Raw genomic sequence first — 23,828 nt, 5'->3', positions numbered from 1 at the left:
CACATGCTCAACGCAGTGGGCTTTTTCATTTATTTACTTTATCAAAATACGTCTTAGAGTAAATTACAAACTGAGTACTTACTCTATTAGATGATGAACTGCATGAAAAAAACATGCTAAAATGCGCCATAATTTGTAAAGTCAGTACCCACAATGCCGTTTAAAAATCTTAGTATCACACGTAAGATCACTATTTTAGGGATCGCTATAGCCTTATCAGTCGCCAGCCTGATTGGCATTACCGCACTGTTATCCGCCAAAACCATTATCGAACAACGGATGATCCAATCGGAGTTGCCCAGCAAACTACACGCTATTAATAACTACATCAGCTTAGAGATCAATGAATTACTCAGTGCGGCCGAACAAGTATCAAGTAATCATTTTATACTCGCATGGGCAAATAGTCGTAATAACAATGATGGCCTTTTAATAAAGGAATTAAATCGTCTGGTAAAACAATACGGCCTAGCAACTGCGTCATGGGCAAATCGTGATACCGCGCAATACTGGAATCAAGATGGCTTTTTAAGAGTATTAGATCAGCAGCAAGATAGCTGGTTTTTTGATTTTAAAAACGCCAACCAAGCTTATTCTATTAGCTTATATCAAGAGCCTAATGGCGACACAAAAATGTTTGTTAATCATCAACAGCTCAATGGCACCGGCTTAACTGGACTGGCAAAAAGTATTGATGATATGCAAGCACTACTGAATAAATTTACCATCGAGCAAACCGGTTTTGTATTTATTACTGACGATAAAGGCGTAATTAAGCTCCATAGTGACGCTAATAAAGTAGAGAGAACAAACCTGGGTAGCTTGTATGGTCATCAAGTAAGTGATCAATTATTAACAAGCAATGAATTTAACTTGCAAGAAGTCAAACTCAATGGCGACACTTTTTTCCTAGCGGCGAGTCCGATTAAAAACACCCAACTCTATGTGGTTGCACAAGTACCAAAAACAGAAGTTTTTGCTGGGATCACTACATTACAATGGCAAATTTTAAGTTTTGCTATCGCTATTGCGCTGTTGGCGTGTATCGTCAGTTTTTTACTGGCTCGTTCGCTATCTTCACCGCTATCAAAAATGGCAGAATTATTTACTCGTTTAGGGTCTGGTGATGCCAATCTCGCTTACCGTTTGCCTCACAGTGACCAGCCTGAGCTATTAGCATTAACGAATGGTTTTAACCAATTCATTGATAAAATTGAAACCGCCATTGCACAAGTCTCCCACGAAAGTTTAGAAATTCGTCAAAGCTCAGATCAGGTATTTGCTCAAGCTAAGCGTAATTCACAGGCAATGGACAACCAAAAAGAGCAGACTATCTCTGTTGCAGCAGCAATCAACGAAATGGGCGCGACAGTGCAAGAAATTGCCCACAGCGCCGCGACAGCCGCAAAACTGACCGAAGATAGTAAAGAAAATACATTACAGAGCCACCAGCAAGTAGTACAAAGCCAACAGAGTATTACGGCATTAGCCGATGATATTGACACAATTGCGGGACAAGTGACTGAGCTTGCCAATAAAACCCAGACTATTGCCAGTATTGTTGACTCTATTCGTGGTATTTCAGAGCAAACTAATTTATTAGCACTAAATGCAGCAATTGAATCAGCACGTGCTGGGGAACACGGCCGCAGCTTTGCCGTGGTTGCGGATGAAGTAAGAGCACTAGCCAACCGTACATCACAATCAACGACTGAAATTCAGGCAATGATTGAAGAACTTGCGAAAACGGCTGCCAATGTGGTTGAACATATTGCCCAATCCAAAGATAAGGCTCAGCACAGCGTAGCAACAATGCAAAGCTCTGTGCAGTTGCTTGATGCCATTACCAATACCGCTAATGAAATTAATGATATGGCGACCTTGATTGCAACGGCTACCGAAGAGCAAAGTAGCGTGGTTGCTGACGTAGGCCTTAATATTGAACAAATTAGTGAGATCAGCGATATGGCAATGCGAGAGCAAATTGATACCGAGCAGGCGATCAAGGGACTTGCCACCAGCGCACAAACCTTAGCGAGTTTAGTTGCCACCTTTGAAAAGCGCTGACACAGTTTGTAACAGTTAACATCTACCCCGACTAAAAAACAGACTAAACTTACTAAGTCAGTTATTAATTGGGGTATGATTATGACAATATTAACACGACTTTGTAAGTTAGCAGTCATTGTGCTGCTTGGTAGTGTGTCTGCCTGTACCAGTGTGAGTAATCAACCGCTGCTCACCCCTCCAGCAGTCACTGAAAACCAATCTTTCACGCTTTATCCTGTAGAGAGTAGAGAACAGATATTTACTTTAAGCGGTGCAATAACACAACAACTCGATGCAGCCTTCCCAAGCAATAAACGCAATTTAAATAACACCAAAAAATTATTAAACTTTTTGTTAGAAAATGGCGATGCATCTTTATCATATCAAGCAGGAGCGACCCTCACAGCGAATCAAGCTTACACCGATTTAAATGCCAATTGTTTATCTTTGTCGATTTTAGCTTATAGCATGGCAGAATATTTAGGCCTGCACGGGCAGTTTCAAACAGTACATATTCCTGAATATTGGGCGGTAAGTAACGGCTATAGTTTATTAACTGGGCATATAAATTTAGTTGTTACACAGCGTCGAAATAACAACGCTAACGTGTCCTATGTATATGACACAAAAACTTCATTAGTGATTGATTTTGATCCCAATTCGCGTGGTGAAAAATTTAAAACAACACCAATCAGCAAACAACGAATTACCGCCATGTTTTATAACAATAAAGGTGCAACAGCGATGCTGAATGGGCAGCACGACTTAGCCTATAGCTACTTTTTAGCTGCCACAAAAGCCGATGAACATTATTCTGCTGCATGGGGTAACTTAGCGGTATTGCTGCGCCTCCATTCACAATACGCAAACGCCGAACTAGCCTATAACTACGCAATAGCACTAAACCCTGACAATAACACCGCACTGGGTAATTTAGCTCTACTTTACCAACTCACTGAACGAACTGAGCTAGCAAATGAAATTTTAGCTAAACTGGACTTAAAACGCCAAAGTAACCCATATTACCATGTTGCTTTAGGTAACGATGCTTACCTAATTAAAAACTACCAAGACGCTATTAAACACTTTAATAAAGCTAAGCTTATTGATAGACATATTCATGATAGCTACTTTGGCTTGGCTCGTACCTATTATAAATTAGGTGATTTTAAACAAGCGTACCGCCAATTACGCTTAGCTGATAAACATGCCGATTTTGACCATGATAAGCAACGTTATCAAAATAAATTACAGGCACTAAGTAACATGACCGCGCGGGTGATTAATGATTAACTATGTTATTTTGTTACTGAGTCTTATGGGCTTTTCAACATTGTGCCAAAGTAATAGTAGCGCGCAGCAACAACTGATCGATGATTTGAGGTATCTAAGCTCTACGGCTCTAAGCGGTAGAAAAACCAATACCGATGGCGCACACTCCAGTGCCCAATATATTAGTACTCGACTGCAAACGCTTGGTTACAATACGCAATTACAGCCGTTTAGTTACAGCCATGGCTGGTCTTCAAAAGCAACGGGGCAAAATGTCGTTGCTACTTTAAAACCATCACACTTAGTCAAGACTCATTTGGTAATTACCGCTCATTATGATCACTTAGGTATGCGCGGTAACACCTTATATGCAGGCGCAAACGATAATGCCAGTGGCGTAAGTGCCTTGTTATTCCTAGCGCAACGCTTCGCACACACCAACCTGCCTTTCCAACTCAGTTTTGTTGCTACTGACGCAGAGGAAAATGGTTTACATGGGGCTGAATATTTTGTTAGTCAATTGCAAATCGACGACAGCGTAACTGTGCTAAATATTAATTTGGATATGTTAGCAGTAAGGCCGCCAAAAAAAATCTTATATGCCTTTGTTTCACATGCACAACGCCGTGCTTTATATGCACAACTACAGCAGGTGTCTGAGCATAATTTAAAAATTAAAGTAGCAAGTTCCTCAACCACAATGAACAGAATGACTCAGGGAGATAATATTGATTGGCGCCGAGCAAGCGACCATTATGCGTTTGCTAAAGCGGGAATTGCCTATATTTACTTTGGTATGGGCCATGATCCCCATCATCATAAAAGTTCCGACCTACTAAGTAATATTGACCAAGCACTTTATATTGACGCAGTTAATTATATTGGTGCATTTATTAGCCAACTTGATATAAGCACTCTTTGAGCTGAGTTATGGATAGTAAATCTATTTTAAACTTAATTCAGGTTAGCAATATCCCAGAGCAAACAAATGCTCGCTTTTGTGCCTTGCTCAAGCGTTTAATTTTTATCTCAAGTTTGCTAGCTTCACTGCGAGAACCAACTTCACATTGATATATTAAAGTCAGTGGCCCCTTGCCCTTTAAGTTTTTAGCCCCTTTGCCCGCTTGATGTGCTGCAAATCGTTTTGCCACATCAGTGCTGATCCCAGTGTACCAATGCCCTAAACGTGTTTGTACAATATAAAGAGACCAAGTGGAGATATTAATTGTCGTAGTATTTTCAGTGGTAGTTAAACTTTTAGCGGACTCTGAGGTCAAAATTACGCTCCAAACATTGATAGTAAAAATTAAGTCACAAACAATTACTCAAAAGGGTTTTACCTTAGCTGACTAATCGGTATCATGCAGTTTATAAAAAATAAGGATCCAAACAAACAATGCAGTCGTTAAAAACTTTTTCACTTTGGTTTATCGTTGCTCTGACCTTAAGCGCAACCGCAGGTTGTTCTAGCTGGGTTTATCGTATCAACATCCCACAAGGTAACTTTTTAGAGCAAACCGATGTTGACAAACTTCGTATCAATATGACCCGTGAGCAAGTTCTTTATGTATTAGGTAAACCTGTTGCAGAAGACGCTTTCGATAAAAACACGTGGCATTACTTATATTCTTTTAATCTTGGCCGTGATAACGAACAACGTAAATCACTTATTATTAATTTTGAAAATGAAAAATTGGTATCGCTCAGTGGTGACTATGAGCAACCCACAGAGTTTAATACACCACTTGAGCAATAACCCCTGCCAGTAGATTACTAAAAGGTTAATTACTAAAAGGTTAGCAACAGCTAACCTTTTTTGTTTGAGCTATTGTTTAGCTTTATCAAGCGGTCGCCCACCTGTAATTTTATTAGCACGACCTTCGTCTTTGGCTTTTTCTGCACGTTTTCGTCGTGCGTCTTTAGGGTCAGCAATTAAAGGACGGTAAATTTCAATTCTATCGCCATCCTCAAGCACTTGCGTAAGCTTGCAGGTACGGTTCCATATTCCTAAGGTCAATGCTAAGCCATCAATTTCAGGGCACTTAGCGAGGATACCTGATTGCATCACGGCATTTTCTGCCGTTGTACCAACGGGTACTTCAACAAGTAAACACGTTGCCGTGGTAGGTAATGCATACACAACTTCAACTTTTATCATCATCGCAGTCCATATACCTGTTTAGCGCGTTGAGTAAATGCATTCACCATGTTTTTTGCAACATCGTTAAATACTCGCCCAAACGCAAGTTCAATTAATTTACTCGCAAATTCAAACTCAAGCTGTAGCTGAACTTTACATGCATTGTCATCCAACACTTGAAAATGCCAACGCCCTTGTAAGGCTTTAAATGGCCCATCAATTAAGCGCAATGTTACTGTATTATCATCTACAAAGGTGTTTTCAGTAGTAAACCATTTTTTTATACCCGCTTTAGAAATTTCCAAACTTGCTGTCATGGTATTATCGTGCTGTGCAATAATTTTTGCATCCGAGCAATGGGGTAAAAATTCAGGATAAGCATCCACATCATTGACTAAATCAAACATTTCTTTGCTGCTATACATTACTAGCGCACTTTTTTCTATTTGTGGCATACTCACTCCCAACTGTGTGGGCGAATTTTAGCAAGCTTTGCGTTTTTCCCCAAACTTTCATGGCGCTTTATTTACAAACACTTTTTTATTAGCAAAAATAAAAAATCGATGTAAAAAGCAGAGCTTTACGTATAATATGGGCCACTATGGCTAAGAAAAATTCATCTAAATCGACAAGTAATACTATCGCGCTAAATAAAAAGGCGCGTCATGAGTATTTTTTACACGACAAGTTTGAGGCTGGTGTTGAACTACAAGGCTGGGAAGTAAAAAGTATCCGAGCTGGTAAAGTAAACATCTCTGAAACATACATTCACCTTAAAAATGGCGAAGCGTTTTTGCTTGGTAGTCAAATACAACCTCTCAATAGTGCTTCAACCCATGTTATTTGCGATCCATTACGTTATCGCAAATTATTATTAAGCAGACGCGAGCTAGACCGTTTAGTTGGTGCAACTGAGCGTGATGGCTATTCATTAATCGCCACTGCCATGTATTGGAAAAAATGCTGGGTGAAACTAGAGTTTCACTTAGGTAAAGGTAAAAAAATGCATGACAAACGTGAAGACGGTAAAAACAAAGACTGGTCTCGCGAAAAAGAACGGTTAATGAAACACAAAGTTTAATCTATCTAAACAACTTCAAAAACGCCTAATTCAGTTAGGCGTTTTTATTTATATCCCTTAAATCCTTCTAACTGTATCAAATATAGTACATCTCTTTATAATTCAATTTGATAACAAACCCGTTACATGATATTGATACGTATGGTTCATTAGACCATATAAAATTAACATTATAACAAGGATTTAAGGATGAAGAACATACTCCCATTTAAACCTAAGCTAATCGCTTGTGTAACACTTGCACTTTCAACAGCGGGTTATACTTCTCAATCATTTGCTGCGGACGAAGCAACAAAAGTTGAGCGCATTGAAGTAACGGGCTCTCGAATTAAACGTACTGATATTGAAGGTCCTTCCCCAGTACAATCAATTAGTCGCGCTGATATTGATAATATGGGCTATGACAACCTACAACAATTACTAGAAAGAATGCCTGTTGCCGGTAATGGCACATTTTCTACCCGCGGCAACAACCAAGACTCTACAGCCAATGGCTCTGCGGCAGTATCGTTGCGTGGTCTTGGCGCAGATGCAACGCTTGTGTTAATTAATGGCCGTCGAGTCGCTATCAGCGCATTTGCTGAGAGTATCACTAACTCATTTGTTGATATCAACAGCATCCCTGTGTCTGCTATCGAACGTATTGATATTCTTAAAGATGGTGCCTCTGCAATTTATGGTTCCGATGCCGTTGCCGGTGTAGTTAATATTATTTTGAAAAAAGACATTGATGGTTTAGAAGTGAATTTAGGTTATGGCGGCACTGATGGCCCTAACTACGAAGAAACTTTAGCAAACATAGTTTGGGGTACCTCAAACGAAAAAAGCAGTGCGTCAGTGATCGTTGATTATTTTAAAAACACCTCTTTATCGTCAAGTGAAATGGGCAGTTTAGGCACCGCAAATCAAGCCCCATATGGTGGTGATGATTTACGTTCATCACGTGGCTTCCCTGGTTACTTTTATGTTGATGGTGTAAAAACCATTGACCCTGCATGTCCAGCAGATCGCATAACTGCCAATGGCAACTGTGCATTCGATTACGGCCCATACGGCTATATTGCACCAGCATCTGAACGCATTGGTGCTATTTCCCAGTTTGAGTATAATTTTGATAATGGTATTACTGCCTTTATGGAAATGGCTGTTCAACACAACAATTCAATTGCCGCAGGTGCTCCAACGCCTTTAGATGAAGAGGCAGGCTTAACCGTACCAAGTAGTCACCCAAACAATCCTTTTGGCCAAGATATAAAAATAGGCCGTTACAGAACAGTAGATGCCGGTGCCCGTCAATGGGATATTGAATCTGATACGATGCGTTTTGTAGCTGGTTTACGAGGCGAATTTAACGACTGGAGCTGGGAGACAGCGGTACAAAAAGGGCGTAGTAAGTCATTACAAACAGGAGATCGCTCACAAGGTTGGGTGCGCACCGACTTTTTACAGCAAGAGATAGATGCTGGTAACTACAACCCATTTGGCGGCACTTACAACGATCCTGCAGTAATCGATAGAATTACTACGAGCTTGGTTCGCCAAGGTGAGTCACACATAACCTCATTTGATGCCAATATTACAGGTGAAGCATTTAGTTTCGGTGACAATGTAGTCATGATGGCTGCTGGTATTGAGTACCGCGAAGAGGACGTCAGTGATATCCCTGATGATCAATTCCAACGCGGGCTAATTTTTGGTACTGAAGCTGTTTCAGCTGCCGCAGAGCGCGACCAATACGCAGCTTATGTAGAGTTTTCAATTCCACTAGCTGAGAACTTAGAGCTACAACTTGCGGGTCGTCACGATGACTACAGTGACTTTGGTACTACCACTAATCCTAAAGTCGCGTTACGTTGGGCACCTACTGATGAAATCACGGTCCGTGGTTCGTGGGCACAAGGTTTTAGAGCTCCTTCTTTAGCACAAGTTGGTCTGGGTCCATCAGAAAAAAGTCAGTTCTTTACTGATACCTACCGTTGTCAACAAACAGGCTTAGATTGTGACTCACTTGATTACAACATTCAATTTTCTGGTAATACAGACTTGCAACCTGAAGAGTCTGAATCATGGAACGTTGGCTTTATTTGGGCACCCACTGCTGAATTTGGTCTAAGTATTGATGTGTGGAGCATTACACAGGATAATAAAATTGACGAACAAGAATTTGAGCCAATTTACGCTGCAGAGTGTGACAATCAAAGTAGTACCATTTGTGTACGCTTACCCCCTACTAATGGTGAAAGCTTGGGTACAATTCAAAAAATCTTCAGCACTTTCCAGAATATATCATCGCAAGAAGTATCCGGCATCGACTTTTCAGCAAACTACAATCATTCATTGGATGATTTAGGTTTATTGAAATTCAATTTAGAGTGGGCTTACCAAGATAAATTCGAAAAAGGTGGCCGCGATTATACCGGTAAGTATGGATACCCAGAGCATCGCTGGATTTTCATAACTAACTGGGCATATGGCGATTTTAATACCAATATGAATATTAGTTATGTGGGGGAGTTTACAGATACTCCTCAACTGGATTTTACTAATGATACTGCGCACAAATCACGCACAATAGACTCACAAGTGCTGGTTGATTTACAAACGGCTTATCGCATTACTGAATCAACCAAAGTATCAATTGGGGTTAATAACTTATTTGATGAAGAACCACCATTTGCTATCGGTGATGGCGATAGTGACATATATGGCTATGTATCGGCGGTACATAATCCGCGCGGACGCTATATTTATACTAAAGTGTCGTTTTCTTTCTAGTTTTACTCACTAACAAAAAAACCCGCCATTTGACGGGTTTTTATTAAAAACAAGAGCCTATATTATAGGTCGCCTTCGTTTTCAGAAAGGAATTTAGCAACGCCTGCAGGGCTTGCATCCATACCTTTTTTGCCTTCAGTCCAACCAGCAGGACATACTTCACCGTGCTCGCTGTGGAACGCTAGCGCGTCAACCATACGAAGCATTTCGTCAATGTTACGACCTAGTGGTAAGTCATTTACTACTTGATGACGTACATTACCTTCTTCATCAATTAAGAATGAACCACGAAATGCAACGCCCGCTTCTGGATGCTCAACATCATACGCTTTACAGATTTCGTGTTTAACGTCTGCAACTAGTGCATATTTAACTGCGCCAATACCACCGTCTGCAACAGCAGTGTTACGCCATGCGTTGTGTGAAAATTGTGAATCGATTGAAACACCAATTACTTCTACGCCACGCTTTTGGAATTCTTCATAACGCTTGTCAAAAGCAATTAGTTCAGAAGGACATACGAAAGTGAAATCAAGTGGGTAAAAGAAGATGACTGCTTTTTTGCCTTTGATTTTTTCGTGAAGATTGTAGCTATCTACGATCTCGCCGTTACCTAGTACTGCTGCAGCGGTAAAGTCTGGTGCCTGGCGGCCTACTAATACACCCATTTTGTTCTCCAAATATTTGAGTTTGCTTTTAATTGCTTACGCAATGCTTGCCTTTAATATGGGATCTAAAAACTAAATACCAAGGGCTGACATGCATAATTGTCAAAATATTTTAGAGACTAAAGACTTAAAAGAACAATCGTATTTTTCGATGTTACTCATCGAAAAATACGAACGGCTGTGTATCACTAGCTGTTTGTCATTAATAACAGCGACAAAAAAGCCTGCAGGTGCAGGCTTGTTATCGGTATAACTACGTAGTAAATGCAGAGTTAATCCATGATATTTTCCGGCATATCACCGCGGATTTTTTGCCAAATTTCACCCGTTTGATGACCGTATTTACGCATCATTGAAATTGCGCCATCATGTTCGCGTTTCTCAGCAAGTACGGTTAAGTCTTTATAGAATTGACGCGCTAACTGACGCGTGCCTGGATCTGAAAAGTAATGACAACCAATTTTAGAGTAAAAACCTTTAAAACCATTAAGAATAAGTACATAAATACGGTTATTACCTGCAACAGCTAACTCATGATGTACTTTGTAATCATAATCAGCAAAAGCTTGTGCACTATCTTCAAGTTCATCACTTTGTGAAAGAATTTCTATCACGCGGTCAGGTGCTAATTTAATGGCTGCACGAGTATAAATAGCGCTAATATTAGTACGCGCAGAAAGTAACTGGTCGGTTAACTCGGGCATTTTGTCTTCATCAAGACGGGCTAATGTTTCAAGAATATTAAGTCCTGACGTTTCCCAAAAGTTATTTACGCGTGTCGGCTTGCCATGTTGAATGGTTAGCCAGCCATCACGGGCTAAACGTTGCAATACTTCACGTAAGGTAGTACGAGTAACACCGATTAATTCTGATAACTCTCGCTCAGCGGGAAGAATAGAACCTGGTGGAAAATCACCATTCCAAATTGACTCAACAATGTACTCTTCGGCAAACCCTGCTGGGCTTTTCGCTTTAAAAATTCTCATTCAATTCCCACTTGAGTTACCACATAACATTACTTTAAACGATTAACTGACTGATTGTACCAGATGAAGCCAAACTAACAAGTAAAGTCATGCCATTAATTCACCCACAGCGACAGGCTTAAGCCTCTACCCTAGCCACATCTTTAAATGGATACAAACTAATTTATCACTCTTTCATGTCGCTTTTTTTGCGACTAAGTTGAGAAGATTAACCATAAAGAGTAATAGACATTTAACATCATTATGCACACTATATGAACTGGATAAAAACACCCAGTTAGCTATTTCAACTACACTTTTATATAACGCTGCATATTAAATGGATAAAAGGTAGCGATGTTGTTAATAGCTTTTTAATTACACCACGATTAGACGAATTAACTTAACCAACAACAGTTATACTTAAATGTACAATAATAAGGAACACCTATGCAACAGAGTGTTTTCAATGCAATTTTTAAAAATTTTTTAGGCTCTGCCCCACATTGGTATAAATACACGATTATTGCTTTTTTAGCAATTAACCCCGTATTATTTCATATCAATCCCTACATGGCTGGCTGGGCATTAGTTTTAGAGTTTATTTTTACTCTCGCGATGGCACTGAAATGTTATCCACTACAGCCAGGTGGTTTACTTGCAATTGAAGCACTGTTTATCGGCATGACAACTGCTGGACAAGTAGAGCATGAAATTGTTCAAAATGTAGATGTTATCTTACTGTTGATCTTTATGGTCGCTGGTATCTACTTTATGAAAGATTTATTGCTCTATATTTTTACCCGCTTGGTGGTATCAGTACGTAGCAAAACAGTGCTTTCCTTGGCATTTACTATTGCGGCAGCATTTCTTTCTGCATTTTTAGACGCACTTACAGTAATGGCGGTGGTCATTGCTGTCGCCATGGGCTTTTACAGTATTTACCATAAAGTCGCCTCAGGGAAAGACTCCACTAGCGAACATGATATTAACGATGATAACCAAGTGCGCCCAGTTAATCGTCAGGAACTTGAAGAATTTCGGGCTTTCTTACGTAACCTATTAATGCATGCTTCAATTGGTACCGCGCTTGGTGGGGTCTGCACTATGGTGGGTGAACCACAAAATCTTATTATTGCAGAGCGAGCAAGTTGGCAATTTGGGGAGTTTTTCTTGCGTATGTTGCCTGTTACTATGCCTGTATTCATCGCTGGTATTGTTACTACAATATTACTCGAAAAAACAAAAACCTTCGGTTATGGCGCAAAGTTACCAGAACCGATTCATCAAATACTTGCTGATCACGCCAAAGAGCTCGATAACAAACGCACTAAACGCGATAAAGTTAATCTGATGTTTCAGTCATTTATTGCTGTGTGGTTGATCATTGCATTAGCTTTACACTTTGCTACCGTTGGCTTAATTGGCTTATCCGTCATTATTTTTGCAACTGCGTCCGCAGGTATAATCGAAGAACACCAACTAGGAAAGGCATTTGAAGAAGCATTGCCGTTTACTGCACTGTTATGTGTATTTTTCTCAATCGTTGCCGTAATTATTGACCAACATTTATTTACTCCAGTAATAACTTGGGTACTTACATTCGAAGGCCAATTACAGTTAGTTATGTTTTTTGTCGCTAATGGCCTACTCTCTATGGTCAGTGATAATGTGTTTGTTGGCACTGTCTACATTAATGAAGTGGCGGCGGCTTTAAAAGCAGGACAAATTAGCCGCGACCAATTTGATTTATTAGCAGTAGCAATTAATACTGGCACTAACTTACCAAGTGTAGCGACACCGAATGGACAAGCTGCTTTTTTATTCTTACTAACATCAACTCTTGCTCCCGTATTACGCTTGTCCTACGGTCGTATGGTGTATATGGCACTCCCCTATACCATTGTACTTACGATTGTTGGTTTAAGCTGCACATATATTGGCCTCAGTGAGGTAACTGATTTACTCTATCAATGGGGTTGGATAGAGCATCATAGTTTAAGCTTACAAGGTATGGGAAGTTCAGGGCACTAAATATCCGAATTCTTGACAGTAAATTCCTTAACCTACATTTAGGTTTAATAATAAAAGCTGCTTTGGCGGCTTTTTTATTGTTACAAATCATCTTTATCCTTGCGCCTAGTTTAATGACTAAGTCATAATTCATCTACAAATTATAGATTGGATATTTTATGACTTGGTTAGCAAAGTTAGCCCAACAGCGCAGTGCTTGGTTACTGCTCGCTTTTAGCGCTTTTATTTTTGAAGTAATCGCATTGTTTTTTCAATATCAAATGGGCTTAGAGCCATGCATTATGTGTATTTACCAACGTACTGCCATGCTGGGATTATTAGCCGCAGGGTTACTCGGTGCAATTAAACCCACGAATGTAATATGCCGTCTAACAGCATTTTCTGCATGGGCAGTTGCCAGTATTTGGGGTTATTTAATTGCACGCGAACATATCGACATGCAAACTACCACTGATCCTTTTGCGTTTAGCTGTGAATTCGAACCAAATTTCCCATTACCATTACACGAATGGATACCACATTTTTTTGCTGCAACAGGTGACTGCGGCAACATCGATTGGCAATTCGCAGGACTAAGTATGCCGGCGTGGATGGAGATCATTTTTGCCGCATTTACTTTGCTATTAATCGGCGTTGTAGCAAGTCGTTTAATAATCAAAAAGTCGCTATAACGATGGCATTCTTTTCAAGCCAAGTAACACAATTAAAACCATTTAAAATACGTCAGCGTCAACAAATAATTGCGATTGCACTGAGTATGTTAACTCCAATGCAAAAAATCAATTTACGTATTATAAAATTAGTTCTATTGATCCCTGTATTTCTATCATTAGCGTATGTTGAAGGTTGGCTATTACTTCCTGTATTACTAGTGGCTGGGTTAAGTTACCCGTTGTTAACCACTCCTGTCGAGATTCAATTTTCTAAACGCTATTTAAGCGACGCTATTAAGCAATTTGAGCAGGGCGAATAATTCGCCCTGTTCATTTTTAGAATGTAACTTTGCCATCCAGTTTAGCGACTAATTTATCGCCAATACCTTTTACCTGTGCTAGATCTGCAACAGACTTAAAGTGCCCTTGCTCGGTACGGTAATCTATTATCGCTTGCGCTTTTGATTTACCAATACCCGGCAGACTAATAAGTTGCTCAACAGTGGCTTGATTCACATTGACTAACTGAACTTTACTTATACTACTTTCAGTTGCTTTGGTTTTAGTCACTGCGGCGCTACTGGGCAATGAAAAAGCGAGACCAAACACTACTACTATTAAAGTTAAAAACTTCATGTTTCTCCTCCATGATATCCATACGTGGACTCAGTTAATAGTTGATTTTAATGCCCTCACTTTTGGACTACACCCAAATAAAGTCATACTGAAAAAGTGCGACTATCTAAATAAAGTAAAGTTGTACCTCTTTGTCAAATCCTAGTAGCAAAAAATAAAAATGTTCACTTGCAAAAAGACTAATAAACAATTACTGTACATAAAAACAGTAATCAATCAAGGTGAACTTGTTATTCACCAAGCAAATTGGCAGGAGAAATCATGGCTGTTGTTGTTAAATATGTTGTAGAGAAAAACGGAGTCGAGCGTATGACGTTTACTACTAAAAAAGAAGCTGACGCGTATGACAAAATGCTTGATATAGCAGAGTCGCTTGAGGTTATGCTTGAAAAAGTTGATGTGCCACTAAGCGAACAACAAATCGAATCGCTCGCACTTGAGATTGCTAAAAGTAAAGACGACTTTATGAATGTACTTAAAGGCGGCAAAGAGGCAATACAGAAAGCACCTGCGGCGAAAGTAAAAAAAGAAAATGTAGCGCCGATAAAAGCCAGCGCTGATAAAGAAGCAAGCTAAAAACTTACAAGTTAACTAACTAAAAAAGGGCAATTAATTGCCCTTTTTTAGTTATAAAAACGACTACCCGTTATAGCCCTTGTTCAACTTCATCAAATAATTCGGTGATCTCTTTATTTGGTGGCGCTGTTGATAAGCTCACTGTAATGATTGCAATTGTTGCAAGTATAAAGCCCGGTATAATTTCATAAATGATACTGCTGAGGCTCTCACCATTTATAGTGATTGGCGCGTATATCCAGATCAACACTGTCCCTGCACCCACAACCATGCCACTGATCGCACCTTGTAGATTCATTCGCTTCCAATACAAGCTAAGTAATACTAACGGGCCAAATGCAGCACCAAAACCAGCCCACGCATTACTGACCAAATCTAAAATCGAACTATTGCGATCATAAGCCAAGTAAATAGCAAATAATGCAACGAGTAACACACTAATTCGACCAACTAAAACCAGTTCAATTTGTGAGGCACTGCGGTTCAAATAAATTTTGTAAAAATCTTCAGTTAGTGAACTTGAACATACTAATAGCTGAGACGAGATAGTACTCATGATTGTAGCTAAAATAGCAGCAAGTAAAAAACCTGCAATTAACGGATGAAATATTAATTCCGATAACACTAAGAAAATTGTTTCTTTATCATCAATTAACATTTGGTTTTCAATCATATATGCAGCACCAAATAACCCCGTTAATACTGCACCAATTGCTGATAAGGTCATCCACGACATACCAATACGACGCATAGTTGGCATATCTTTAACAGAGCGTACTGACATAAAGCGAACGATAATATGTGGCTGACCGAAATAACCTAAGCCCCATGCCATTGCAGAAATAATCGCGATGGTTGAACCACCAGCAAACCAATCAAGCATATTAAGAGTGTGGAGTTCGCTCTCTTTCGGAGCGCTTAACAGCAAGTCATAGCTGGCATTAGCAAGTGTGTCTAACACTGGCTGATCTAACATCATATACGTTGCAACTGGAACTGCTAGCAACGAAATAAACATGATGCAGCCTTGAACAAAGTCAGTCAAACTAACCGCTAAAAAGCCCCCAAATAAGGTATATAGCACAACGACCCCAGTGGTTACGTACAGCCCCATTTCATAACTCATCTGAAATGAATTTTCGAATAATTTACCGCCAGCGACAACACCAGACGAAGTATAAAGTGTAAAGAATACGATGATCACGATTGCCGAAATGACACGTAATATATTTTTATTATCAGCAAAACGGTTAGCAAAGTAATCAGGAATGGTAATCGAATCATTCGCTTTTTCAGTATAAATACGCAGACGTGGTGCGACTAAGAAGTAGTTTGCCCAAGCGCCAAGCACTAAACCTATAGCAATCCAAACTTTACTTAAGCCAAATAAATACATGGCTCCGGGTAAACCCATAAGTAGCCAGCCACTCATGTCTGATGCACCAGCAGATAATGCAGCTACGGCAGGTGATAAACTTCTTCCACCCAACATATAACCCGACACATCGGCGGTAGACTGCTTATAAGCGTACAAGCCAATACCTAGCATTACGATAAAATACGCAGCTAAAGAAATAATCATTCCAGTTTCCAAATTCGCCTCCAACTTTGAAGTTAAAATCTGGCTTTTAATCCTAATAATGACTCACAAACCAATATTAAATCAATACGATACAAAGTCATTATTGGTGTAAAAACCATCCTAGTGTTCGACTATATCATGCTAAGGGTGAATAACTCCAATCCATAAGGTAACCTTACAATGATATAGGGTTAAGCTGTTTTACCTGAAGGTTAATTTTTTAACTACAGAACATGGTAATTAATACTTAATTACCCTAGGCTTAGATCGATGGTTTCGCAATTAATCAATACTATAGTATTGACATTTTAAATATAATTAATGCTATTTATACTGTTTTATCCTATATTGCCCAAGTAATCGCTTAACTGATGTGGATCCGCTGTTTATGTATTTTTATGCTGCACGCCAACCAATTTTAGATCGAAACAAACAACTTGTAGGGTATGAGCTACTCTTTCGTGATGGCGTGGATAATGTGTTCCCTGACATTGATGGTGACGAGGCGACCACTCGACTAATTGAAGGCAGCCAATTCAATTTTGGTTTAGAAGATCTCACCGATAATAAACCAGCGTATATCAACTTTACACTTGAAACACTACAAAAGGGCTACCCAACACTGCTTGGTAAAGATCAGGTTATTGTAGAAATACTTGAGACTATCCAACCAGGAAAACGTTTACTCGCGATCGTCAAAGATTTAAAACAAAAAGGTTATACGCTCGCGTTGGATGATTATATTCATCAGCCTGTATGGCGTCATTTCTACCCTTTTATTGATATTATTAAAATAGATTTTATCAATTGTGAAGTAGCGAATATCCGCACCATAATAGAAGAAATTAAACCATATCCGCATATAAAATTATTGGCTGAAAAGGTCGAAACCTACGAAAAATATCAATTAGCATTAGATCTTGGTTTTGCATACTTTCAAGGATTTTTCTTTTCCAAACCAGAAATGGTGCAAAGCAAAACCTTGCCGCCATCGGAAATAGCCCTTGCCGAGCTGCTTTATGAAACATCAACTGTTGAAGTCAATTTAAAGAAAATTACCGACGTATTTGAGCGAGATGTAAACCTCTCATATAAGTTATTACGTTATAGTAATTCAGCAGCATTTAAGCGCAGAGCTGAGATCAGCACCATCAAACAAGCACTGATTGTGTTAGGAGCGGCAGAAATTAAAAAGTTTTTATCGCTATTATTTGCAGCGCAAGTCGCTGGTGATAAACCCGCTGAGCTAATACGTTTATCGTTAACCAGAGCACGCTTTACTGAATTGCTAGCTATAAGCCATAATAAACTCAAAGATACGGGAATGGCTTTTTTAACAGGAATGATGTCATTAATGGATGCCATATTAGATGAAGATATGCAGAGCGTGATGAAAAAACTGCCATTGTCCAACGACATCAAGTTAGCTTTATTAAATGATGAAGGTTTGCTGGCGAAATACCTTATATTAGTAAAGCAGTATGAACAGGCTAACTGGCAAGGCGCGAATGCGATTCAAGATGAGTTAGGTCTTGGTGCTGATAAAGTACCTGATGCATATCATGATGCCGTTAACTGGGCGAATGAGCAAATGAAAGTACTAGCAGGATAATAAATAATACCGTAAATAAAAATGCCAGCTTAGATGCTGGCATTTTTATTTAACCTGAAAATACCCATTAAAGGCTTTCTAAAAAGTCTTCATCAAAATCTTCGGGTTCTTTTTCAACTGGTGGATTACCATCGTACAGCTCATATAACTGACGTTGAAAGTAAATGTCTTTCATAAAAATATACGGGTCGAGTGACTCATTCAATAAGCTTTCTTGTGGTATTAAAGAAGCCCTGGCTTCTACAACCCTTAACGCAAACACCAATACAGTTTGTGGCGTGGTTAAGGCAATTTTCGGTAGCACAAACCTATCAACCACATCACCCGTTAGGTTACGCGCTGTTGACGGTCCCATTCCTGGTAGCATCAAATAAGCACCGTCACCTATCCCCCAGACTCCCAAAGTTTGACCAAAGTCTTCATCAACAATATTCAAACCAAGTGATGTAGCAACATCAAATAAGCCAAGAATACCCACTGTTGAATTAACTAAAAACCGCGCTAAGCTCACACCAGCATTACCCGCTTTGCCTTGCAACGTGGCATTAATGGCATCAGTTGGCGCACTAATATTACCAGTAAAATTGACAATACTACGGCGCACCGGTGTTGGTGTAACAGCTACATAACCAACTGCAACTGGACGCAACACATATGCATCGAGTACATCCATATTAAAATCGTACATTGGCCGGTTAAATGATTGCAGCGGATCTCGCTCATCTATTTTTTCATCAGGCACTTGCGCGCATCCTGCAAGCACAAGTAACCCTAATAAAACTAAACTCTGTCTTAACATCTTTGATCCTTTTAAGGCATTAATTCATTAATAAGTAACTCGTAAGCCTGAGTTTTGCTACGTTCTAACACATCTGAACGACCTTCCAACTCACCCGTTGAAGGCATTACTGATGCATCCTTTGAAATACGTGCAGTTAAAATAATTTTATCAACGCTTGAAAGCGTTAAACCTGCAACCATAGCATTACTATCACTTAACTGTACTTCAATTGGAAAACTATAATCGGTTAACTTTACCACTGCTAGTGGCATTGGTGAACCAGTGGCAGCTTTTGCAAAAACAAATAAAGTACTTTGCGTTGGAAGCTTGTCTATAAGCTGTGGCGCAAGATTAACGGTAACTTTGATAGCACTCATTTTAGCTGCGTTATTATCCTCGCCACTGCCCTGCTCAGCTTGTGACTGCAACGCAGATGCTAGTTGTGTGTTTTCAGCTGTAATATTTTGTTCAATTTCAGTAATTCGCTGAGCAATCATGTCATAGCGAGAATCTTGCTTGTCCATACTATTTAAAAGTACTTCGAATGCTGCTTTTGCTTGCAACCAATCATGACGCTCATAAGCAATTAACGCTAACAATGAAATAGCATCAAGGTTAGTTGGATCGTCTTTAAGCACTTTAGAGAGCATGCCCGCAGCGCGCGTCATATTTGCATCACTGCCTTCCAGTAATAGTACTTGACTGTAACTGATCAGCACAGACATATTGTCAGGATCCATGCGCAGCACTTTATCAAATGACTGTTGCGCCATGTCGTATTCATTCAGTGACATTGCAACGCGACCGAGCAGCATCCAAGCCACTTGATCATCACCACTTTGCGCAAGTTTAGTGCGTAATCCTAACGCAAACGCTTGTAATTCATTTTGTGTTAAAGGCTCACCTTGTTGCATCACAGCTCGTTCACCATAAGCTGCTAAATTATCCATAGCGCTGTGCCAGCTCTGCAATTGCTGCTGAGAGCCGGTTGCGGTATAAAATACAGCTGTGAAAGCCATTAAAAATGCACTGCCTGTTAATGCAAAAATACGGTTATTGCCTCGACTCATTAGTGATTTTTCAGGTGATAACTCGTTTAATAAACGACGTTTGAGCTCAATCACAGATTCATCATAGTTAACTTGATCAATACGTTGATTTGCTAAATCATTGGCCAACTCGCTAAGGCGCTGATGATAGATGGCAATAAGCTCTGAGTTTGCATTGTAAGTGAGACTTTGTACGCGCTCTTTACTCAAAAAAGGCAAGGCCACAAACGCCACAGCTAATAAGGTTAATAATGCAAAAGAAACCCACATTAGTATCATTTAAATCTGCTCCTGACGTTCATTTTTCGCAATGAGCTTGGCTAACAACGCCTCATCTTGCTCACTCCATGTTTGCTTAACCGCAGCCTTACGTTGACGAAAAATAATAAAGCCAAAGCCAAATACCACAATCAAAATAGGTAATACCCATAACACTAATGTTGCTGGCGTTACTGGCGGATCGTAGTGAACAAAATAGCCATAGCGATCAATCATATATTCAATCACATCGTCTTTCGATTTGCCTTCTTTGACTAACGCCAATACTTTTTCGCGTAAATCTTTCGCAACCACAGCATCTGAATCAGCGATATTTTGATTTTGACATTTAGGGCAACGTAATTCTTTAGTTAACTCAGTAAAGCGTTGCGCTTGTTCGTTGTTATCAAATTGGTAACGATCTTGCTCTGCCATAGCAATGCCACTGGCTAGTATCATTAAAGCAATTAAAAAATATTTCATGGCTGTAATTCCTGCATTAGAGGTGCAAATTTAGCACGCCAAACTCGCGGATTTATATCGCCAGTATGGTGCAATAAAATGGTGCCTTTGCTATCCACTAAAAATGTTTCAGGTGCACCTGATACACCTAAATCAAGCGAAAGAGTACGGTGTAAGTCAAGAATATTAAACTGATACGGATCACCAGCACGACTTAACATCGACGTCACTTCTTCACGTAGCGCTGGCATATCAAATTCACCATCAAAATCAGCATCATAACTTTGTACATAGTAAAGCCCGATAATTTTAACGCCTTGCTCTCGCAGTTGGGTTAAATAATCTAATTCAGCTAAACAGGTAGGACACCAAGTGCCCCATACATTGAGTAGATATACATCGCCTTTTAATTGGCTATCTTGCCAACGCTTTGAATCCTGCATTAAATCAGGTAAATCAAAGGCAGGCATTGGCTGACCTAAACGACCGGTTTGAATTTCTCGTGGATTTGAAAACAAACCTTGAAATAAAAACACGCACACTAAAACAAATGCCAGCAGAGGTATCAGCGCTAACAACTTGCGGTTCATACCAGCTTCTCCTGTGACTTATCGGTATTTTTCTTGCTAGTACGGTAACGTTTGTCACCTAAAATCATAAAACCGGCAAGTGAGATCAATACACCACCAATCCACATCCAACGTACAAATGGCTTATGGTAAATACGCAGTGACCAACCGCCGTTATTTAATTGCTCACCAAGGGCAAGGTATAAATCACGGGTAAAGCCAGCATCAATTGCAGCTTCGGTCATAAATTGCATACCAATATCGTAACGACGCTTTTCAGCATGCAGTACTGTGACCAATTTATCATTTTTCAGGACACTCACTTCTCCTGCATGACCACTGTAGTTTGCACCACGAATAGTATTTACTCCTTCAAAACGATACTGATATTGATTTAACTGCACAATTTCGCCCGGCTTCATCGAAACATCACGTTCAACCGAATACGCAGAAGTTAACGTAACACCCGCAATCACAAAAGCGATACCAACGTGCCCTAACACCATTGCCCAATAGCTTAGCCCTAAACGTTTCAGCCCTTGGCTAAAATTAGTTTGTACGGTCGCTTTTATGTAAAGGTCAGCAGCCGTAGTCATGACAATCCATACCGCAAGTGTGGTTGCCAATAAAGTTAAAGGTGCAACAACTGCATAGCTTGAATACAACCAAGCAGCTGTGATAACTATGCTCATTAGCGCAGCAATAAGTAATTTATTTTGTAAAAAAGACCACTTATTTTGCTTCCAACGTAACAGAGGGCCAATGCCCATTAAGATGGCAAACGGCACCAAAATAATAGCAAACATTTTATTAAAGAATGGTTCGCCAATTGAAATACTGCCTAAGCCCATTTCTTTATGGACCATAGGTAATAGAGTACCCAGTAATACAATAAAAGTAGCAACCACTAGAAATATATTATTGAGCCATAACGCCACTTCCCGAGATACCAGTTTGTAACGACCTTCGCTACGTACTTGCGATACCCTAAATGCATATAAGGTTAACGCACCACCAACCACTATCGCTAAAAACGCTAAGATAAATAAACCACGATCAGGATCGGTAGCGAACGCATGCACTGACACAATAATCCCAGAGCGAACAATAAAGGTGCCCAGTAAACTTAATGAAAATGCTGCAATAGCAAGCAATACGGTCCATGATTTAAACACACCTCGTTTTTCAGTTACCGACAACGAATGTAATAGTGCTGTAGCGACTAACCAAGGCATGAGCGATGCGTTTTCAACGGGATCCCAAAACCACCAGCCACCCCAGCCAAGCTCAGAATAAGCCCACCAGCTTCCGATAGTTATACCTAGTGTTAAAAAACCCCATGCAGTCATTGTCCAAGGACGTGACCATTTAGCCCACGTATTATCAAGTTTGCCAGTTAATAACGCAGCAATTGCGAATGCAAAAGAAACCGATAGACCAACATAACCCATATACAATAAAGGTGGATGAATGATCATCCCTGGATCTTGTAATAGCGGATTCAAGTCGCGCCCTTCGACTGGGAAATACGGCAGTAATAATTCAAACGGATTTGACATCCACAGGGTGTAAAGCATAAAGCCAACCCCTAAAAAGCCTAACACACCTAATACGCGAGCACGCAGTATCCAAGGCAGTGAGTTAGAGCGCAGTGCTACTACGGCTGTCCAACCAGCTTGCATTACGAGCCACAATAAAATAGCACCTTCGTGCCCACCCCAGGTTGAAGTGATTTTATAATACCAAGGCAAGGTACTGCTAGAATGATAAGCTACATACGCGACGGTAAAATCATCGGTTAAACTGGCATAAATTAAGGCTGCGAATGATACTAATACAAATACAAATTGACCAACAGCTAATGAAGGCGCTGCTCGCATTAACCGTAAATTACCAGTATGTGCGCCCCATAAAGGAAAAATACACAATAAAACACTTAGCACCATAGCAAGTGTTAGGGAAAAATAACCGAGTTCTGGGATCATCTTAATTGCCACTTTCTAAGTTATATTTAGGTTTTTCGTGTTTGATCCCCTTCACCGCTTCTGCAACTTCAGCAGGCATATATTCTTCATCATGCTTAGCCAATACTTCAAATGCTTCGATTACATTAGGTTCAATCAACACACCTTGAGCAACAATCCCTTGCCCCTCGCGAAATAAGTCAGGCAAAATACCTTGGTATTTAATCGTTACTAAGGGGCCCGTATCAATCAAGGTAAAGCTTACTTGTAGGCTGGTTTCATCTCGAATCACTGATCCAGGGACCACCATACCGCCAATACGCAACTTTTGACCAATGTGCGGCTTTTCTTTATTCGGGCCTTTACCTTCAATTAACTCACTTGGAGTATAAAATAAGTTAATATTTTCTTGCAGCGCATAAAGTACTAAACCGATGGCGGCACCAATACCAAATACAATAGCGACGACGCCAAGCAAACGTTTCTTACGTCTTGGGTTCATGCTTGATTCTCCTGTTGAGCGTGTTTAATGCGAGCCTCTCGTTCAGCTTGTTGCTGCACAGAAGCCATAATGCGCTTAGTATCATTAAAAGAGCTTACTAAAATACCTAATAAAATCAGTGCACATGAACCAAAAGAAAGCCACACATAAAAGCCGTAACCGCCCATGGCAATAAAATCAGAAAAAGAATCAAACTGCAT

26 protein-coding genes are annotated in these 23,828 nt (G+C 39.9%); 12 read left to right on the top strand and 14 right to left on the bottom strand.

Annotation, left to right across the window (positions count from 1 at the left end; all coding sequences use genetic code 11):
- Nucleotides 1-153: 153 nt before the first annotated feature.
- From J7338_RS03460 to J7338_RS03450, 3 genes are all read left to right on the top strand, one after another.
- Complete coding sequence (locus J7338_RS03460; protein ID WP_210795642.1) at nucleotides 154-2,067, top strand: methyl-accepting chemotaxis protein; 1,914 nt, start codon at nucleotides 154-156, stop codon at nucleotides 2,065-2,067.
- An 81-nt stretch (nucleotides 2,068-2,148) separates the two neighbouring features.
- Nucleotides 2,149-3,342, top strand: a complete 1,194-nt coding sequence (locus J7338_RS03455; RefSeq protein WP_210795640.1) for a tetratricopeptide repeat protein — start codon at nucleotides 2,149-2,151, stop codon at nucleotides 3,340-3,342.
- Entirely contained in the window at nucleotides 3,335-4,243 is a 909-nt protein-coding gene (locus tag J7338_RS03450; protein WP_228732910.1) for a M28 family peptidase, read from the top strand. Before J7338_RS03455 ends, J7338_RS03450 begins: the two co-directional genes overlap by 8 nt.
- 37 nt (nucleotides 4,244-4,280) lie before the next feature.
- Here the strand turns inward: J7338_RS03450 and J7338_RS03445 are convergent, their stop codons facing one another.
- Entirely contained in the window at nucleotides 4,281-4,598 is a 318-nt protein-coding gene (locus tag J7338_RS03445) for a GIY-YIG nuclease family protein (protein ID WP_210795638.1), read from the bottom strand.
- A gap of 119 nt (nucleotides 4,599-4,717) precedes the next feature.
- Here J7338_RS03445 and J7338_RS03440 point away from each other — a divergent pair, with 119 nt between their 5' ends.
- Nucleotides 4,718-5,077 carry an outer membrane protein assembly factor BamE gene (locus J7338_RS03440; protein ID WP_210795636.1) on the top strand — a complete coding sequence of 120 codons (360 nt, stop codon included), beginning with the start codon at nucleotides 4,718-4,720 and terminating at the stop codon, nucleotides 5,075-5,077.
- Between the two features lie 69 nt (nucleotides 5,078-5,146).
- Here J7338_RS03440 and J7338_RS03435 read toward each other — a convergent pair whose 3' ends face one another.
- Together J7338_RS03435 and J7338_RS03430 are read right to left on the bottom strand one after the other, a co-directional pair.
- On the bottom strand, nucleotides 5,147-5,479 hold the full coding sequence (locus tag J7338_RS03435; RefSeq protein ID WP_210795804.1) for an RnfH family protein: 333 nt from the start codon (nucleotides 5,477-5,479) through the stop codon (nucleotides 5,147-5,149).
- Complete coding sequence (locus J7338_RS03430; protein ID WP_210795634.1) at nucleotides 5,479-5,916, bottom strand: type II toxin-antitoxin system RatA family toxin; 438 nt, start codon at nucleotides 5,914-5,916, stop codon at nucleotides 5,479-5,481. The genes J7338_RS03435 and J7338_RS03430 overlap by 1 nt, the downstream gene beginning before the upstream one ends.
- Before the next feature lie 146 nt (nucleotides 5,917-6,062).
- On the opposite strand from J7338_RS03430, the gene smpB reads away from it, so the two are divergent.
- Nucleotides 6,063-6,542, top strand: coding sequence for an SsrA-binding protein SmpB (gene smpB, locus J7338_RS03425; protein ID WP_064666579.1), 480 nt, complete (start codon nucleotides 6,063-6,065; stop codon nucleotides 6,540-6,542).
- 189 nt (nucleotides 6,543-6,731) lie between these two features.
- Nucleotides 6,732-9,317, top strand: coding sequence for a TonB-dependent receptor (locus J7338_RS03420; protein ID WP_210795632.1), 2,586 nt, complete (start codon nucleotides 6,732-6,734; stop codon nucleotides 9,315-9,317).
- A 62-nt stretch (nucleotides 9,318-9,379) separates the two neighbouring features.
- On the opposite strand, the gene J7338_RS03415 is transcribed toward J7338_RS03420, so the two are convergent.
- On the bottom strand, nucleotides 9,380-9,985 hold the full coding sequence (locus J7338_RS03415) for a peroxiredoxin C (protein ID WP_192540924.1): 606 nt from the start codon (nucleotides 9,983-9,985) through the stop codon (nucleotides 9,380-9,382).
- 91 nt (nucleotides 9,986-10,076) lie between these two features.
- On the opposite strand from J7338_RS03415, the gene J7338_RS03410 reads away from it, so the two are divergent.
- On the top strand, nucleotides 10,077-10,238 hold the full coding sequence (locus tag J7338_RS03410; RefSeq protein WP_210795630.1) for a hypothetical protein: 162 nt from the start codon (nucleotides 10,077-10,079) through the stop codon (nucleotides 10,236-10,238).
- A 19-nt stretch (nucleotides 10,239-10,257) separates the two neighbouring features.
- On the opposite strand, the gene fadR is transcribed toward J7338_RS03410, so the two are convergent.
- Complete coding sequence (gene fadR / locus J7338_RS03405; RefSeq protein ID WP_210795628.1) at nucleotides 10,258-10,971, bottom strand: fatty acid metabolism transcriptional regulator FadR; 714 nt, start codon at nucleotides 10,969-10,971, stop codon at nucleotides 10,258-10,260.
- Nucleotides 10,972-11,400: 429 nt separating this feature from the next.
- Here fadR and nhaB point away from each other — a divergent pair, with 429 nt between their 5' ends.
- From nhaB to J7338_RS03390, 3 genes are all read left to right on the top strand, one after another.
- On the top strand, nucleotides 11,401-12,984 hold the full coding sequence (gene nhaB, locus J7338_RS03400; RefSeq protein ID WP_210795626.1) for a sodium/proton antiporter NhaB: 1,584 nt from the start codon (nucleotides 11,401-11,403) through the stop codon (nucleotides 12,982-12,984).
- A 158-nt stretch (nucleotides 12,985-13,142) separates the two neighbouring features.
- Nucleotides 13,143-13,655 (top strand): disulfide bond formation protein DsbB, encoded by a 513-nt coding sequence (dsbB, locus tag J7338_RS03395; protein ID WP_210795624.1) that lies wholly within the window; start codon nucleotides 13,143-13,145, stop codon nucleotides 13,653-13,655.
- A 2-nt stretch (nucleotides 13,656-13,657) separates the two neighbouring features.
- Complete coding sequence (locus J7338_RS03390; RefSeq protein WP_210795622.1) at nucleotides 13,658-13,957, top strand: DUF6170 family protein; 300 nt, start codon at nucleotides 13,658-13,660, stop codon at nucleotides 13,955-13,957.
- A gap of 16 nt (nucleotides 13,958-13,973) precedes the next feature.
- Here J7338_RS03390 and J7338_RS03385 read toward each other — a convergent pair whose 3' ends face one another.
- Nucleotides 13,974-14,273 (bottom strand): ComEA family DNA-binding protein, encoded by a 300-nt coding sequence (locus tag J7338_RS03385; protein ID WP_210795620.1) that lies wholly within the window; start codon nucleotides 14,271-14,273, stop codon nucleotides 13,974-13,976.
- Nucleotides 14,274-14,534: 261 nt separating this feature from the next.
- On the opposite strand from J7338_RS03385, the gene J7338_RS03380 reads away from it, so the two are divergent.
- Nucleotides 14,535-14,849 (top strand): YebG family protein, encoded by a 315-nt coding sequence (locus J7338_RS03380; protein WP_210795618.1) that lies wholly within the window; start codon nucleotides 14,535-14,537, stop codon nucleotides 14,847-14,849.
- A gap of 70 nt (nucleotides 14,850-14,919) precedes the next feature.
- On the opposite strand, the gene putP is transcribed toward J7338_RS03380, so the two are convergent.
- A complete protein-coding gene (putP, locus tag J7338_RS03375) occupies nucleotides 14,920-16,431 on the bottom strand; it encodes a sodium/proline symporter PutP (RefSeq protein ID WP_210795616.1) in 1,512 nt (503 codons plus the stop codon).
- Nucleotides 16,432-16,819: 388 nt separating this feature from the next.
- Here putP and J7338_RS03370 point away from each other — a divergent pair, with 388 nt between their 5' ends.
- A complete protein-coding gene (locus J7338_RS03370; protein ID WP_210795614.1) occupies nucleotides 16,820-18,043 on the top strand; it encodes an EAL and HDOD domain-containing protein in 1,224 nt (407 codons plus the stop codon).
- Between the two features lie 67 nt (nucleotides 18,044-18,110).
- On the opposite strand, the gene J7338_RS03365 is transcribed toward J7338_RS03370, so the two are convergent.
- From J7338_RS03365 to ccmD, 7 genes are read right to left on the bottom strand one after another with little or no spacing between them, the layout of a single operon-like run.
- A complete protein-coding gene (locus J7338_RS03365; protein ID WP_210795612.1) occupies nucleotides 18,111-18,842 on the bottom strand; it encodes an MlaA family lipoprotein in 732 nt (243 codons plus the stop codon).
- A gap of 11 nt (nucleotides 18,843-18,853) precedes the next feature.
- Nucleotides 18,854-20,152, bottom strand: a complete 1,299-nt coding sequence (gene ccmI / locus J7338_RS03360; protein WP_210795610.1) for a c-type cytochrome biogenesis protein CcmI — start codon at nucleotides 20,150-20,152, stop codon at nucleotides 18,854-18,856.
- Complete coding sequence (locus J7338_RS03355) at nucleotides 20,153-20,614, bottom strand: cytochrome c-type biogenesis protein (protein WP_182739671.1); 462 nt, start codon at nucleotides 20,612-20,614, stop codon at nucleotides 20,153-20,155.
- The gene (locus J7338_RS03350) at nucleotides 20,611-21,183 is read right to left on the bottom strand and encodes a DsbE family thiol:disulfide interchange protein (protein ID WP_182718169.1); all 573 of its coding nucleotides are present in this window, start codon (nucleotides 21,181-21,183) and stop codon (nucleotides 20,611-20,613) included. The genes J7338_RS03355 and J7338_RS03350 overlap by 4 nt, the downstream gene beginning before the upstream one ends.
- A complete protein-coding gene (locus J7338_RS03345) occupies nucleotides 21,180-23,147 on the bottom strand; it encodes a heme lyase CcmF/NrfE family subunit (RefSeq protein WP_210795608.1) in 1,968 nt (655 codons plus the stop codon). The genes J7338_RS03350 and J7338_RS03345 overlap by 4 nt, the downstream gene beginning before the upstream one ends.
- 1 nt (nucleotide 23,148) lies before the next feature.
- A complete protein-coding gene (gene ccmE / locus J7338_RS03340; protein WP_149981464.1) occupies nucleotides 23,149-23,628 on the bottom strand; it encodes a cytochrome c maturation protein CcmE in 480 nt (159 codons plus the stop codon).
- Nucleotides 23,625-23,828, bottom strand: coding sequence for a heme exporter protein CcmD (gene ccmD, locus J7338_RS03335; RefSeq protein WP_182739670.1), 204 nt, complete (start codon nucleotides 23,826-23,828; stop codon nucleotides 23,625-23,627). The genes ccmE and ccmD overlap by 4 nt, the downstream gene beginning before the upstream one ends.

It is taken from the genome of Pseudoalteromonas ostreae, from assembly GCF_018069805.1.
In the GTDB taxonomy this organism is placed as follows: Bacteria; Pseudomonadota; Gammaproteobacteria; order Enterobacterales; family Alteromonadaceae; genus Pseudoalteromonas; species Pseudoalteromonas ostreae.
Note: the sequence above shows the minus strand (reverse complement) of the source record. Positions and strands in the feature narration are given on the sequence as shown.